We start from the raw sequence: 13,201 nt of genomic DNA on the forward strand, positions 1-13,201 counted from the left end.
ATATGAACTTCCCAAAAGAATTAAAGTACACAAAAGACCACGAATGGGTAAAAATCGAAGGTGACACAGCAACTATCGGCGTAACTGAATTCGCCCAAAGAGAGTTGGGTGACATCGTTTATGTAGAAGTTGAAACTGTCGGTGAAACTATCGAGACAGGAGAAGTGTTTGGTACAGTAGAGGCAGTAAAGACTGTATCTGATTTATTTATGCCATTAGAAGGAGAAATTATCGAATTCAATGAAGAATTAGAAGGATCTCCTGAGTTGGTCAATGAATCCCCTTATGAAGAAGGATGGATGATCAAAGTTAAGTTTGAAAACGAATTACCTTCTGACTTGCTTTCAGCTGAAGAATACGCTGAATTGGTAGGTGAATAAAGAAAATTACTTTAGCGATCGCTTTCTACCTGCTTTGTTATGGTTGGTGATGTTAATATTACTGATCATGGCCCCAGGGGATCAATTACCAGAAGGCCCAAAAATACCAGGATTGGACAAAATGGTCCATTTCAGTCTCTTTGGCGGACTCCTTTTCTTATGGAATAGGGCGACAAATAGCCAAAATGAAAGCTTATCAATTAAAAGATTTATTACTAATCACTTAGTTTTGGGCGTCATTTTTGCTATATTAGCTGAAGAGATGCAACAACTTGTTCCGAACAGGAGTTTTGACCTTATGGATATTGTTGCTAATTTGACTGGAAGCTTAATCGGTACCCTTTGTTTTTATATTTTGTACAAGAAGAAAAGTAAGTTTGTATAAATAAAAATAAATGGTTAGAATTGTTATCGCTAAAATAGAGCAAGAATTATTAACCTTTATATGAGTATTAACTATGGAAGCTAAAAAGACACCAAAAGCTGATTTGACCAAAAAATCAGGAATGTTCCTGAACTTGGGTCTATTGATCAGCGTTGGTCTTACGCTGTTTGCTTTCGAGTACAAGTCTTATGAATCAGGTGAGCTGATGGACTTGGGAACAGTGGAAGACGATTTCGAGGAACTATTGGATATTCCGATTACGGAACAACCACCTCCACCGCCTCCACCAGTAGAGCAGCCTATCATCGAGGAAATCCCTGATGAGGTAGAGATTGAAGAAAAGATCGAAGTTAACTTTGACGTGGACGTTCAGGAAGAAACAGTAATTAAAGAAGTTGTTATTGCTGATGCTCCTGTTGAAGAAAAAGCGGAAGAGATTTTCGATGTGGTGGAAACCATGCCTACTCCTCCAGGTGGAATGGAAGGTTGGAACAAATACTTGAGCAAAAACTTGAAGTATCCAACTCAGGCTAGGAGAATGGGAATCGAAGGTACAGTATATGTGGTTTTCGTAGTTAACACTGATGGATCTATACAAGATGTTGGTATCTTGAGAGGGATCGGCGGTGGTTGCGATGAAGAAGCCATGAGAGTAGTTAAAAATGCCCCTGCTTGGGAACCTGGTAAACAAAGAGGTAGACCAGTAAGGGTAAAAATGAGATTACCTATCCGATTCAAATTGAGCTAAGCAATTTATCTTAAAGATATAATTAAGCAGGCTGTCATTTTTGGCAGCCTGTTTTTTTTTGCCTTAATTTCTCCTATTAGCTTTCTTCAGTTCCCTCTAGCTCTACTAACCCGAAATATTCACAACATATCTATTACGGCCTGTAAAAACGCTTTTTCTAAATGAAATGTTGGGTTTGCCCAGTTTTTCTGGTTGATCTAAACGCTACCCCACCTTTTTGCTGGCCTTTGAAGCATGCTGTTTTGGACAATAGAAGGTAGCGCTAAGAAAATGCGTTAGCACATGCAGTGACCGGATGAGATTCACTATCTTTTAGCCCCCAGCCTTCAGCTGAAAATTAAAAAGGGTAAAAGATATTACTGACGGATAATCTGTATTCCATTATATAAGGCTTACCAACTTCCTAGAACCACCATAAGGATCAGGTTTTTCTTCAATTTTTCATTAACAGGAAAAGCAAACTGGCCTCTCCCCTTAGGAATAAATATTGAAAAATAATTTTAAACTATATATTTAGTTTTATAACTAATTATTTCTATATTAGTACTATAATATTGAGCAAAAGACTGCGCAAAGCTTACCCGGGTACTTGCAGGTCTGGTTTCATCCTAAGTACTTACCATCCCTTAGGCTTATGGAACCAGCATATACCGCTATAATGAAATCATTCACCATAAATGCATGACCATGGAAGCAAAAAAAACTCCCCAAGCCGACCTAAGAGGAAAATATGGATTATTTTTCAATGCCGGCCTATTGATAAGTGTGGCATTGGTGCTCGCTGCATTTGAATTCAAATCCTATCAAAAGGCCCATGCTTTGGACCTTAATACCAAGGCGGATAGTTTTGACAAAATATTGGATATTCCTATCACCGTTCAAGAGCCTCCTCGACCCAAAACAGTGCAGCAACCCAAAATCGAAGAAGTACCCGATGAAGAAGAAATCATGGACAAGATCGATGAAGTATTTGATATCAATTTACCGGAGGAAGTTAAGATACCTGAATATGTAATCAATGAAGCGCCACCAGTAGAGGAAAAAGCGGAGGAAATATTCGAAGTGGTGGAAACCATGCCGAGCCCCCCAGGTGGCTTAGAAGGCTGGGCCAAATATTTGAACAAGCACCTAAAATATCCCACACAGGCCAGGCGAATGGGAATTGGTGGTACCGTTTACCTCTATTTTGTGGTAAACACAGACGGCTCCATCCAAGACATTACCGTAGCCAGAGGCATTGGAGCAGGTTGCGACAAAGAAGCAGTGCGGGTACTCCAAAATGCACCAAAATGGACCCCAGGAAAACAAAGGGGCAAGCCTGTAAGGGTCAAAATGGCCCTACCGATAAAATTTCAATTACAATAAAAAATTATGTGGGTTAAATGGGGTGGTCGCATGGCTGCCCTGTTTTCTTTTAAATGGAATACCAAATTCCCTTTAATGGGAACGAATTTTGTATTACTTTTGTCATCCTTGAAATATGGGGCTGACCGGTTTTGACAGTAGGTGTAAGGACTGGGCTCGCATGTCGGGTGGAGCATGTACGTCCGTGAATAATTCATGCGATCTATAATTGGCGAATCTAATTACGCCATGGCTGCCTAATCAAACCCAATAGGGATTGATACTGCTTAAAGGGTTGAGTTGCGATAGTAATTCCCCGGCCACATCCCGCAGCTCTCTGACTTGGCAGAGCTGATCCTGGGGTGTCGACTTGCCAGGTCTAGCATTGGAGATGCTATTAATCCAATGCGAAATTCAAATAGCTAAGCTCTACGGTAGCTGTGTCATCCAGCAGCCCTGAGACGAAAATCCAACAGGTGACTAAACATGTAGACGGTACGGTGTTTCCCTATCTGGACCAGGGTTCGATTCCCTGCAGCTCCACAACAAAAGGGGGTAAAGCGATTTTTTCGTTTTACCCCTTTCTTTTTTGCTCCCTTTCTCGCCTAAATAGCACAGTGCCATATAGATGCATTACACTTTTTAAGTAAATTGTCTGTTTTTACAACTTTAAATCATTTCACTATGACAACTCAATTTTCTGTTTTATTACAGTCAACCTTTTCTGGTGCTTTAGGTGCCGCACTTATTTTGGCACTTTTCATTATAGCCGTTATTGTTTTGAGATTAATTGGCGCTTGGATGTTACGAATAAATGAGGTCATTGACCGTCAGGACCAAATCCTACATGAACTCAGAAAGATGAATAATAGGTATGAGTGATATAATGAAATTAATACTGGAAGCCATCAAATAAAAACAGACTACTCTCTAGGTCAATAATAAATAGTAGAAGGAAATGAAAGACGGATCCCCCCTTCTTACTTATCAGCTATTTTTCAACCATATTATTCTTCTACCAAAAGCCTTATTTCCTCTACAGCTTGATTCGATTTGGATGGATCAATAGTAAAAACCGAGGTGAATATTGACCTCGGTTTTTACTATTGATAAACTGTAGCATTTTCCAATATATAGTTACACTGATAGACATCTGTTTCATTGAGTTTGAGCTTCCCATTGAAGATCATTTCCTCATCCATCACTGATCATATTTTTTAGTTTAGGATGACACAAAGCTAGGGAGCAAAACCTTTATTTGCAATAGTGTTGCATTTAAATTACTAAACGATTAATATTGCAACATAATTGCATAAACAGCTACCTAAATGAAAAATTCCTTTATAGGCGCCCATCTGGACTTTATCGGATTTTCCACTTCCTTGGCCTGCGCGCTCCATTGCGCCGCCCTGCCATTTTTGATAAGTGTCTTGCCCCTGATCGGACTGGGCTTCCTGATGAATCAATGGATAGAATACATCATCATCCTGCTGGGCTTCTTTCTGGCAGTATTTGCCCTGTCCCATGGATTTTGGAACCACCACCGCAATTCCCTTCCATTGCTATTGATCCTTATTGGTTTCGGAATCATCCTGGCAGGCCTGATCTTCGGTCATGGAGCTGCAGCACATGCCATTACTCGCTCCGGGCCGTTTCCGCTCATTGAAATCAATAAAAATCCATCAACAGTAGAACATTTCATCACACCCATTGGCGCTGTATTCGTAAGCGCAGCCCATTATATCAATTGGCATTATATCAAGAAATCAAAAATCGGCTGTACTCCCGGTGAAAACATAAAATAGTCATCCCATGCAAAACAAAATTCCAGTAACAGTACTGAGCGGCTTTTTGGGCGCCGGCAAAACAACCTTGCTCAACCATATCCTCCAAAACCGGGAAGGTTATAAAGTTGCTGTTATCGTCAATGATATGAGTGAAGTAAATGTGGATGCCCAGCTGGTCCAAAATGAAATAAAACTGAGCAGAACAGAAGAAAAACTTATTGAAATGTCCAATGGATGCATCTGCTGCACCCTAAGGGAAGACCTCATCGAGGAAGTACAAAAACTGGCCCTCCAAAAGAAGTTTGACTACCTCCTGATCGAAAGTACTGGGATATCCGAGCCCATTCCTGTGGCCCAGACCTTTTCTTTTGAGACGGGGGACCAGCTCATGGACCTCTGTCATATCAGCAAGCTGGACACCATGGTGACCCTCGTGGATGCCTTTAATTTCTTCAAGGACTTCGGCTCGGCAGAAACCATTCTGGATCGCCAAATGACCGATGACCCGGAGGATGCAAGATCCATCGTCAACCTCCTCACTGACCAGGTAGAATTTGCCAATGTCATCATCCTTAACAAAACTGACCTAGTCACTGAAGAACAGCTAAAACTCCTAGAAGAACTATTGATCAAACTCAATCCAGAAGCCAAGATCATCCAGACATCCTATGGAAAAGTAAACCTAAATGAAGTGGTGGACACTGGATTGTTCGACTACGAAAAAGCCGAGCAGTCAGCTGGCTGGCTCAAGGAGCTGAACAAGGAACATGTACCCGAAACAGAAGAGTATGGTATCGGCAGTTTTGTATTTAGAGATCACAGACCATTTCACCCAGGAAGGTTTTGGAACTATATCCGTACTTCATGGCCCAGCAATATAGTGAGGAGCAAAGGGCTCTTTTGGCTGGCCTCCAGGCCCCAGCATGCCCTCTTATGGAGCCAGGCCGGTGGCTCATCGAAGGCTGAAACCTTTGGCACCTGGTGGGCGGCCTATTCCGAAAAAGAACGCCTGAACAACCCTAGCTATATCGAAAATCGTGACCTGATAGCCGAAAAATGGGACCGCCAATATGGCGATCGCATGAACGAACTGGTCATCATAGGCCAGGAATTGGACGAGGAGGAAATCACAAAAGAACTGAAGGCCTGCCTGATTACAGAAAATGATACGGCCAATTTCTCCCTTAGCGCCCAGCTGAATGATGAATGGCCCCTTTAGAAACTAATAATGTGAATTATGTATATCCGCAATTGCACCACTGGATTTTGAATAGTATGATAATCTTTCAAAAAGCACATGAAAGTCCCAAGAAATCAGATTTTATTCCGTGCAAACCTGTCTTCCGCCAGGTAGATCTGTGGAATTCGTGAGAAATAAAGCTACTGGTGTGAAAACGGATAATCATAATGTGAATTCAAGCAAAATAGAAAACCAGGATTCCCCTATTTAAATTTCATAGTTCATGTCCTTACCAACACCTCCTTCCAAGATCAAGGTTTACCTATTGACCGGCTTTTTGGGAGCTGGAAAAACCACCGTTTTGAATGGTCTTTTAAAAGCCAAGAAAGACGAGGAGAACATCATCATTGAAAATGAATTTGGAAAAGTGTCCATTGACGCCCACTTGGTTGAAACACGGTATTGCTCCCTTTTTGAAATGAACAATGGCTGTATTTGCTGTTCCCTGGACAATGAACTGGTAGAAACACTGGCCTCCATTCTTAATGCGGATGTACAGCCCGACAACCTGTTCATTGAGGCATCAGGAGTGGCAGATCCTGGCAGCATTATAGCCCTCTTCCGTAAAGAAGAAGTCGCCAACTTCTTTCAGCTCCAACAGGTAGTGGCTGTGGTAGACACTACGGTGGTGGAAGACTGGATAGAAGAAATCCCAGAGGTCAGCCGCCAGCTGGCCACTGCGGATTTGATCGTTCTGAACAAAAAATCCCAGGTCGCCCCATCCTACCTTTCATCCTTAACCCAACTGATGCAAAGCATCAATTCCCTGGCAACCGTCTTGGCCAGCGACCACGGCCATATCCCCCATGACCTTTTTACCCAAGCCAAAAAGACTTGGGATCCTGCCATAAGCACCTATGAAATAGCCGCTAAGCCCCAGCAACACCCTTTGAAAAGCATGCTATTTGAAGTGGAAACACCTATCGATAGGGAAATATTGCTCAGCCAACTTACCCTGACCTTCTTCCTAAGCTATCACCAACTGTACCGGATGAAGGGATTGGTTTGGCTATCCGACAGCCCACAACCACATATCGTCCAGACCCATGGCCGGCAAGTGCATATAGCACCATTGGAAGGGGAGTCAAAATTGCCCTACCCAAAATCCCAACTGATCTTTATCGGCAAGGGCCTAGAACGAAAATCCCTGCAGAAGATCATTAATAAAGTCCTAGCTACAAAACAATTAAGGTAGACCTTTGGTAAGAGATATAATAGGTTTCCACTCATCAGCCCCTTTCCTGATGTCAAAAAATTAGGATTACCTATTTAATACCATTCGCGAACGATTAAGAACGTTTACGAAGGAATATAAATAGTTTTTTACCGATAAAAGACCATGACGGCTTCCTCTTATAGGAATAGTATTACTATAAAAAAGCTGGGTGTAATTTGTAATTACACCCGGCTATTCCTACCATTTAGTGATGAATCTAAAAATCAACATTAATGGTTATACCCCTGACTTGGTGGAGTATGCCACTCCACCCTACTATCCTGGGATTTTATTTGAGAAATAAAAAAGTAATCAGCACAAAAAAAAACCACCTCAAATAAATGAGATGGCTTTTGATAATTGATGACTTTAGCCTTTAGACCTTTGGCTTTAGACTTACTTCTTTCAGCCTTAGACCTTGAGCTTTAAGCTTTTCACTTTCGGCCTTAGACCTTGAGCTTTTCACACTCCTTGATCCTCTTCATTTTTCAAAGTGGAAGTTTCGGATACCGTCAGCTGACTTATACTACTTATCAATCCTCCAGCTATAAACAGATAATCTGGCAAATCCTCTAAAACCTCAATCGGTATCCCATAGAGTGTTATGGCTGTAGCCACCAATGCAGCTCCTACTTCCTGCATCCTCCTAAAGAAGGGAGGTGTAGGAGACTTCAATCTTCTGATTATTTCCTTTTTCATGATTCTTATTTAATCAATGGCAAATCATTAACTACCCGATACAAAATGGGAACTGGCCTTCCCCATTCCCATTACCTTTAGCAACCTGACCAGATCCACTTTGATAAAGCCCACTTCCTTCCTTAGCTGAATCATATCAGCCTGGACAGCCCTAAAATCCCTGTGCATATAATGCAGGAAATAAGCGATGATGGAGAGGAGGGCCGATACTAGCCCTCCTAGCCCTACCAAATAGATGCTTCCGTCCATGATCCTTCACCCATACATAAATTGAGGCCTTCATTTACATCACTATAAATCTCCAATAATACCTCATCTTCTGATTGGAATAATTCATGGAGCCTATCCCTAAGCTTTAGAAATGCAAGTCTGGAAAAACTTCCCTTACCCTCTTTTTCTATGTCTGTTACCGGACAGATATAATTGGATGGCACCTCTTCCTTCTTTAGTGGAGAAAACTGGCTCACTAGCTTGCCTTTCAGCTTGCATATGCCATAACTCCACCCGCCTATTTCTTCATAAAGGAGACCAAGTCGGTACATCCCTTCAGCAATACACGGTAAGGATGGATGGGCCCTACTGGCCTCCAAAACCTGGCAAATTGGCTTCCCCTGAAGGGAAATTTCACCATGGGTGGCCGTCGGCCAATAACTCCGTTTCAATAAAAGCTTCATGGCTTATACCACTTCGGTCAACAAAATCGAAGCAGCATTATGCGCCCCATTATTCAATGGGTACTCCTGCCCATTGACCTCTTGGATAAACTCCACCCCTAGGACAAATGCCTTATGGGATTCCGTTAAGCCTGATTTGTCCACGCTCAGGGACAATCCCGTTACTGGATCTCCTACTGGAAGTAATCCAGAATCAACAGAAAAGGTGGATCTTTCCTTACTGGTCAAATCCAAACTCACCCCAGAGGCAAAGATTTTAAAATGGGTAGTGCCCTCAGGAATCATTAGATGATCTGCAGGATTAAAATCCGAAAAACTCACATCTAAAGATGCCGCAGCATCCGCTATGGTAAACTCCATATATAAGGTAGATCCCAACCGGGTCCTTCCATTGATTTCAAGTCCGGTCAGCAAATTCCAATCTCCTTCAATTACCTTCCGGTCTCCACGCTTGTTTACAGGATCAGTCTTAAGAATTTTCAGCATGGCACTGTAAATTCGGTTATAGAGCCTGGAATCGCTGGCTTTCAATAGCACATCCCTAAAGGTATCCTTGAGAAATTTGGCTCCGTCTGCTGCGGTTGCAAATTCCCTTAGGTTCTCTCGGGTTCGTGCATACTTGGGATCACTCATGATCCGCGATTTGCTTACACCACCTTTGGCTCGGGCAAAATACCCATCCTTGGTCTTATAAAACGACAGTCCTCCCACTGCCCCATTTAACGTTATTATACTCGTTTGTTTAGCCATTTCATTTACGTTTTTAAGTTAAACATACCCGATAATGACCCTTTCATTCTAATTTTTCAAATGAACATGCGCTTCCTGCGCATTGTTCGTTTTTACCCATTCCCTGCACCCTAATTCCCCCAAATCCGTCATTGCAAAGGATCCGCCCTGCCTGACACCAGGTAGCAGGAACGGCGGAGACTGAGGCAATAGCCCTTTCTCAAATCCGTCATTGCGATTCGCCCTGTCTGACGCCAGGCAGGCGTGGTGGAGAAGCCCGCCTCCCGGAGGGCAGGCAATCCCACCTTGTGAAGACGAGATTTCCCTAAAACCCGTCATTGCGATTCTTGGGACACTGAGCATGCCGAAGTGCACCAAGGAGAAGCAATCCCGTCTACCGAAGAGGAGATGGCTTCACTGAGCTACCATTGACAGTGACGAGAATCAAAGTCACTCGCCGCGGCGAGAGGATCTCTTTTCCTAATCGTTACTGGAAGAGATGCTTTCCCGATAATCGGGACAGGCTCTATCGTCAGCATGACATCGATTTTAAGCTCACGTTATACAACCCTTTTATATTTGAGAAAATGTTGGTTTCTCGCAGTGACGTACCCCCTCTTTCTTCTTTCCTCTTTTTTCTTTACTCTGTTCTCTTTCCTCCAATCATGATACTTGATACTAAGTACTAGCTACTTGATACTACATTCCCTATACTTCCCTAGTACATACCTTGGGGATACCTTGGGGATACGTTCCCTTTTCGCTATTTTCCAAGAAATCATGGTATTTTTCTAAGACACTTCACAAGATTAAAAAATCTCCTCCACTTCCTTCCATCTCCGCTCTTCAATTCCTCATTTTACATTCTTCATTTCTTATTCTGTCTCCAGTCTCACGTCTCAATCAATATACTCCATCACCTTCTCCTCGGGAATCCCACTGAAGGAAGAAAATTCAGAAACAGTAATATATTGCTCTGGCCCCTTATTGAGCAGGCGCCGGATCTTGGCAATTACCTCTTGGGCATGACGGATACTCCTTCCAGTGAGCAACTGGATATCCTTGGGATAAATCACACATCGTTTCTTTTTACGGAACATGCTAGTCCTTATTATCCAACTATAAAAATTCCAAGTGGTCCTTTTAATCACTATTTCAGGCTGATAACCGATTCCTAAAAATAAAAAATCAAGTATACCCTCTTTTCAAATCAATAAAATTAAAGGAAAGCATAGCTACTTATCCTCACCCATCGTCATGCTATTTCTATTCCGATGACTTACCAAAACCTTGCCGTACCATTCTGGCCACCCGACCACCTGTGCCTCCACCATCATCAAAAATGATTTTAACTTCTCCCCATCCTTTGGCTCCACCACTTTCAAAATATCGGCCTTAATCATTTTCATCGAATCCAGCACATCCTGATACTCCTTCCATAAAGTCGCTAAAGCATCCTGTTTATTCGTTTGGTTAATGCGGTTCATTAAGTTCACCAAATTATGGGGCAGATTCCCATAAACATTCGTTTCAATGACAAGGATTTCATTGGATAAAGCCACCAATTTCACTCCCTGCAGCATATAATTTTCAAGGGCATCCCGATAAGGTTTTAGTTCTTGCCAGTATTCAGCTTGGATCCATTTCAATAACCTCATACATAATAAACCTTCCGAGAAGGCTTGACGTAGCATTTTATAGTAGGCCAAATCCTCTTCATTATCATAAGCTTTCCCTCTAGCCTTCCACCCACGCTCCTCCAAATACCCTTTGATTAGATTTTTCATTTCATCCCAAACATCTTTTTCCATTATCCTCCTGGCTTCCTCAGCTAAGTCTTGCATGGCAGAATAATAGGCCATTAGACGGGGAACTGGCGATTGATAATCTTCCTGTAATATCGCCTGTTGTAGACCTGCTCTTATCCTTTCCCAATAAAGCTTTCCATCACCAGAAGATATATGATACATATAAATATCTATGGAACTTAACAACATGATCAGCTTTGCGGCCCAATGGACCTTTCGCTTATTACCCTTGGGAAAAAGATGCGATACCAAAAAAGCCAAATTCATTTTTTCTACCGCCCGACTGCTGACTGGATCAGCAAGCACCGGAAAGAAACTGCCCCAACCATCCATCGTTTGGCGAATCTCCTCCATATTGCTATGCTTCATTATCTGGAAACCTGAAATATTAAGGATGGGTTGATGGACCCGTTCTTCCTTATTTCCACTCATTTCATCAAATCGGGATATCGTTTTTGAAGATACCCCCACCAGTTCAGCAAACCGACTCTTGGTAAGCCTGGCCTCTATTCCTCCAGAAGAACTCCTTATTAAACTGAGTACTTTCACATAGGGCATTCCTTCCAGGTTATTCCAAAATTCATCTTTTTGCTCAAACTCAACATATAATTTCCTATATAAAACCTTGAAATCTGGCATGTCCTGCAAGATAATTTTCATATCAGCGACCGGAATACTGGCTATTAAACTGTTTTCCATGGCCTCAATGGCGTAAGGACTGATTTTATCCAAATGGTAACTGCTCTTGTCCAATACCAAACTAACAGATGGAAAAACCTTTTTTAACTTCCCATGGAGGCTCATCCCTGCCATTCCCTTCATGACTACCAGCAGGTACATTTCCTTTCTTCTTTCACTTCTGATCACCTCCTTTTTTCTATAGGAATAAAATGAAATAAAATCTTGAAGTAATAAATACCTCTCCCAACTGATCCACTGATAATTATCAAGCAAACTTTTTAGACGACGCAAATAGCCAACTTTTTTCATAACTCTATAATCATATTTTAAACAATGGCAGCATCCCGGCCTTGCTTCCTGATGCAGATAAAATCTATCCAAAAAGCAGCGGTGTTTTTATGCCTTACACCGCCTAAAAATCGTGGTCGTAAACAACCTTGATTAATTAAATCTAAACCATAACCTTAAATCAAGTCAAGTTTTTCAACTATAAAATTAAAAAATCATCCATTTTTCAGACAATGTCCAATACACCATAGGACATTTCAATATTAAACCCATAATCAATTGACTTTTAAACCATTACAAACATATCTTCAAATATCAACACCAAATACCATCAATCCTACTGACTGAAATCAACAATTTTTAATAATTAAAATGAAGTCAAAAATATCCCATATCATCAACATCATTTTCATACTGTTATGGACCTATACAGGCCTGGAAAAACTCATTAACTGGGAGGCCACATATAAAGCTTTCCATAACCAACCTTTCCCACCTGAGCTGACGGAAATTTTGGCCTATTCCATTCCTGTTACAGAACTGCTATTGGTACTGATATTACTTATTCCCCAAAGTAGGAAATTGGGACTCCTTCTATCTACCTTATTGATGACCGTATTTACCACATACATTGGTTTGGTTTGGGTGGGCGCCTTCCCCAGAATCCCCTGCACTTGCGCAGGATTTATCGAGTCCATGTCTTGGGAAGGACATCTGATTTTCAATGGGCTGTTTATAGCGTTGGGGATTATTGGAGTAATGAGATTTGAGTCTTGAGTAGGGATCCTTGAGTATTGTATATGAGATACTGAAAAATAGTTGAGTCAGGAGACTCAATCTTAATCGTCCCGCAGCTAAGCTAACGGGACAACGGAGGTACAACTGACGGGACAACGGGGTGAGAGATAGTTTTGCTACTTAGCCACTTACCCCGAAGGGGTAAAATCTACGTAGACGAAATCGCTAAGGTAAATCCACACGACCCTGAAGGGGTCGAACAAAGGCTGTTTATGGTATCGGGGATTATTGGAGTATTGAGATTTGATTCCGGAAACGAAAACAAGTGTCTGACCCGTCCTGAAAATGGTTGACACTATTCTTCTTTAAATATAGCTAGCATTTTACTATCAAGGAAGTTTACTCTAACTTACAATACCACGATGAAGCGGAGTCAAGCTCTGCTGAGGAGCAACTTGCCAAGGAATAGTCGTTTGGTCCGATA

15 protein-coding genes and 1 other RNA gene are annotated in these 13,201 nt (G+C 41.8%); 10 read left to right on the forward strand and 6 right to left on the reverse strand.

Annotated features, from left to right (window positions below; genetic code table 11):
• Window positions 1-2: 2 nt before the first annotated feature.
• The 9 genes from gcvH (at window position 3) to H7U17_RS19595 (ending at window position 7,079) form a co-directional block, all read left to right on the forward strand.
• Window positions 3-380 carry a glycine cleavage system protein GcvH gene (gcvH, locus tag H7U17_RS19555; RefSeq protein ID WP_186758539.1) on the forward strand — a complete coding sequence of 126 codons (378 nt, stop codon included), beginning with the start codon at window positions 3-5 and terminating at the stop codon, window positions 378-380.
• Window positions 373-765, forward strand: a complete 393-nt coding sequence (locus H7U17_RS19560) for a VanZ family protein (RefSeq protein ID WP_317172779.1) — start codon at window positions 373-375, stop codon at window positions 763-765. Before gcvH ends, H7U17_RS19560 begins: the two co-directional genes overlap by 8 nt.
• A 73-nt stretch (window positions 766-838) precedes the next feature.
• Window positions 839-1,513 (forward strand): energy transducer TonB, encoded by a 675-nt coding sequence (locus H7U17_RS19565; RefSeq protein WP_186758540.1) that lies wholly within the window; start codon window positions 839-841, stop codon window positions 1,511-1,513.
• A 687-nt stretch (window positions 1,514-2,200) separates the two neighbouring features.
• Window positions 2,201-2,878, forward strand: a complete 678-nt coding sequence (locus H7U17_RS19570) for an energy transducer TonB (RefSeq protein WP_186758541.1) — start codon at window positions 2,201-2,203, stop codon at window positions 2,876-2,878.
• Between the two features lie 117 nt (window positions 2,879-2,995).
• Window positions 2,996-3,403, forward strand: a transfer-messenger RNA (tmRNA) gene (gene ssrA / locus H7U17_RS19575).
• A gap of 138 nt (window positions 3,404-3,541) precedes the next feature.
• Window positions 3,542-3,739, forward strand: a complete 198-nt coding sequence (locus tag H7U17_RS19580; RefSeq protein ID WP_186758542.1) for a hypothetical protein — start codon at window positions 3,542-3,544, stop codon at window positions 3,737-3,739.
• Window positions 3,740-4,185: 446 nt separating this feature from the next.
• On the forward strand, window positions 4,186-4,662 hold the full coding sequence (locus H7U17_RS19585; protein ID WP_186758543.1) for a MerC domain-containing protein: 477 nt from the start codon (window positions 4,186-4,188) through the stop codon (window positions 4,660-4,662).
• A 7-nt stretch (window positions 4,663-4,669) separates the two neighbouring features.
• On the forward strand, window positions 4,670-5,863 hold the full coding sequence (locus H7U17_RS19590) for a GTP-binding protein (protein WP_186758544.1): 1,194 nt from the start codon (window positions 4,670-4,672) through the stop codon (window positions 5,861-5,863).
• A 244-nt stretch (window positions 5,864-6,107) separates the two neighbouring features.
• On the forward strand, window positions 6,108-7,079 hold the full coding sequence (locus H7U17_RS19595; RefSeq protein ID WP_186758545.1) for a CobW family GTP-binding protein: 972 nt from the start codon (window positions 6,108-6,110) through the stop codon (window positions 7,077-7,079).
• 483 nt (window positions 7,080-7,562) lie between these two features.
• Here the strand turns inward: H7U17_RS19595 and H7U17_RS19600 are convergent, their stop codons facing one another.
• The 6 genes from H7U17_RS19600 to H7U17_RS19625 form a co-directional block, all read right to left on the reverse strand.
• A complete protein-coding gene (locus tag H7U17_RS19600) occupies window positions 7,563-7,799 on the reverse strand; it encodes a hypothetical protein (protein ID WP_186758546.1) in 237 nt (78 codons plus the stop codon).
• 27 nt (window positions 7,800-7,826) lie between these two features.
• Window positions 7,827-8,048, reverse strand: a complete 222-nt coding sequence (locus H7U17_RS19605) for a hypothetical protein (protein ID WP_186758547.1) — start codon at window positions 8,046-8,048, stop codon at window positions 7,827-7,829.
• Window positions 8,024-8,473 (reverse strand): DUF5675 family protein, encoded by a 450-nt coding sequence (locus H7U17_RS19610; protein WP_186758548.1) that lies wholly within the window; start codon window positions 8,471-8,473, stop codon window positions 8,024-8,026. The genes H7U17_RS19605 and H7U17_RS19610 overlap by 25 nt, the downstream gene beginning before the upstream one ends.
• Window positions 8,474-8,476: 3 nt before the next feature.
• Window positions 8,477-9,223, reverse strand: a complete 747-nt coding sequence (locus tag H7U17_RS19615; protein WP_186758549.1) for a hypothetical protein — start codon at window positions 9,221-9,223, stop codon at window positions 8,477-8,479.
• Window positions 9,224-10,101: 878 nt separating this feature from the next.
• A complete protein-coding gene (locus tag H7U17_RS19620) occupies window positions 10,102-10,302 on the reverse strand; it encodes a hypothetical protein (protein ID WP_186758550.1) in 201 nt (66 codons plus the stop codon).
• 135 nt (window positions 10,303-10,437) lie between these two features.
• Window positions 10,438-12,000, reverse strand: coding sequence for a terpene synthase family protein (locus H7U17_RS19625; protein WP_186758551.1), 1,563 nt, complete (start codon window positions 11,998-12,000; stop codon window positions 10,438-10,440).
• A gap of 351 nt (window positions 12,001-12,351) precedes the next feature.
• Between H7U17_RS19625 and H7U17_RS19630 the strand changes: the two genes are divergently transcribed.
• Window positions 12,352-12,756, forward strand: a complete 405-nt coding sequence (locus H7U17_RS19630) for a MauE/DoxX family redox-associated membrane protein (RefSeq protein WP_186758552.1) — start codon at window positions 12,352-12,354, stop codon at window positions 12,754-12,756.
• Window positions 12,757-13,201: the final 445 nt, after the last annotated feature.

The organism is Echinicola salinicaeni (assembly GCF_014280965.1).
In the GTDB taxonomy this organism is placed as follows: Bacteria; Bacteroidota; Bacteroidia; order Cytophagales; family Cyclobacteriaceae; genus Echinicola; species Echinicola salinicaeni.

Coding starts and splice junctions, on each gene's coding strand:
- gcvH (WP_186758539.1), top strand. CDS start 3: ATGAACTTCCCAAAAGAATTAAAGTACACAAAAGACCACGAATGGGTA.
- H7U17_RS19565 (WP_186758540.1), top strand. CDS start 839: ATGGAAGCTAAAAAGACACCAAAAGCTGATTTGACCAAAAAATCAGGA.
- H7U17_RS19570 (WP_186758541.1), top strand. CDS start 2,201: ATGGAAGCAAAAAAAACTCCCCAAGCCGACCTAAGAGGAAAATATGGA.
- H7U17_RS19580 (WP_186758542.1), top strand. CDS start 3,542: ATGACAACTCAATTTTCTGTTTTATTACAGTCAACCTTTTCTGGTGCT.
- H7U17_RS19585 (WP_186758543.1), top strand. CDS start 4,186: ATGAAAAATTCCTTTATAGGCGCCCATCTGGACTTTATCGGATTTTCC.
- H7U17_RS19590 (WP_186758544.1), top strand. CDS start 4,670: ATGCAAAACAAAATTCCAGTAACAGTACTGAGCGGCTTTTTGGGCGCC.
- H7U17_RS19595 (WP_186758545.1), top strand. CDS start 6,108: ATGTCCTTACCAACACCTCCTTCCAAGATCAAGGTTTACCTATTGACC.
- H7U17_RS19600 (WP_186758546.1), bottom strand. CDS start 7,799: ATGAAAAAGGAAATAATCAGAAGATTGAAGTCTCCTACACCTCCCTTC.
- H7U17_RS19605 (WP_186758547.1), bottom strand. CDS start 8,048: ATGGACGGAAGCATCTATTTGGTAGGGCTAGGAGGGCTAGTATCGGCC.
- H7U17_RS19610 (WP_186758548.1), bottom strand. CDS start 8,473: ATGAAGCTTTTATTGAAACGGAGTTATTGGCCGACGGCCACCCATGGT.
- H7U17_RS19615 (WP_186758549.1), bottom strand. CDS start 9,223: ATGGCTAAACAAACGAGTATAATAACGTTAAATGGGGCAGTGGGAGGA.
- H7U17_RS19620 (WP_186758550.1), bottom strand. CDS start 10,302: ATGTTCCGTAAAAAGAAACGATGTGTGATTTATCCCAAGGATATCCAG.
- H7U17_RS19625 (WP_186758551.1), bottom strand. CDS start 12,000: ATGAAAAAAGTTGGCTATTTGCGTCGTCTAAAAAGTTTGCTTGATAAT.
- H7U17_RS19630 (WP_186758552.1), top strand. CDS start 12,352: ATGAAGTCAAAAATATCCCATATCATCAACATCATTTTCATACTGTTA.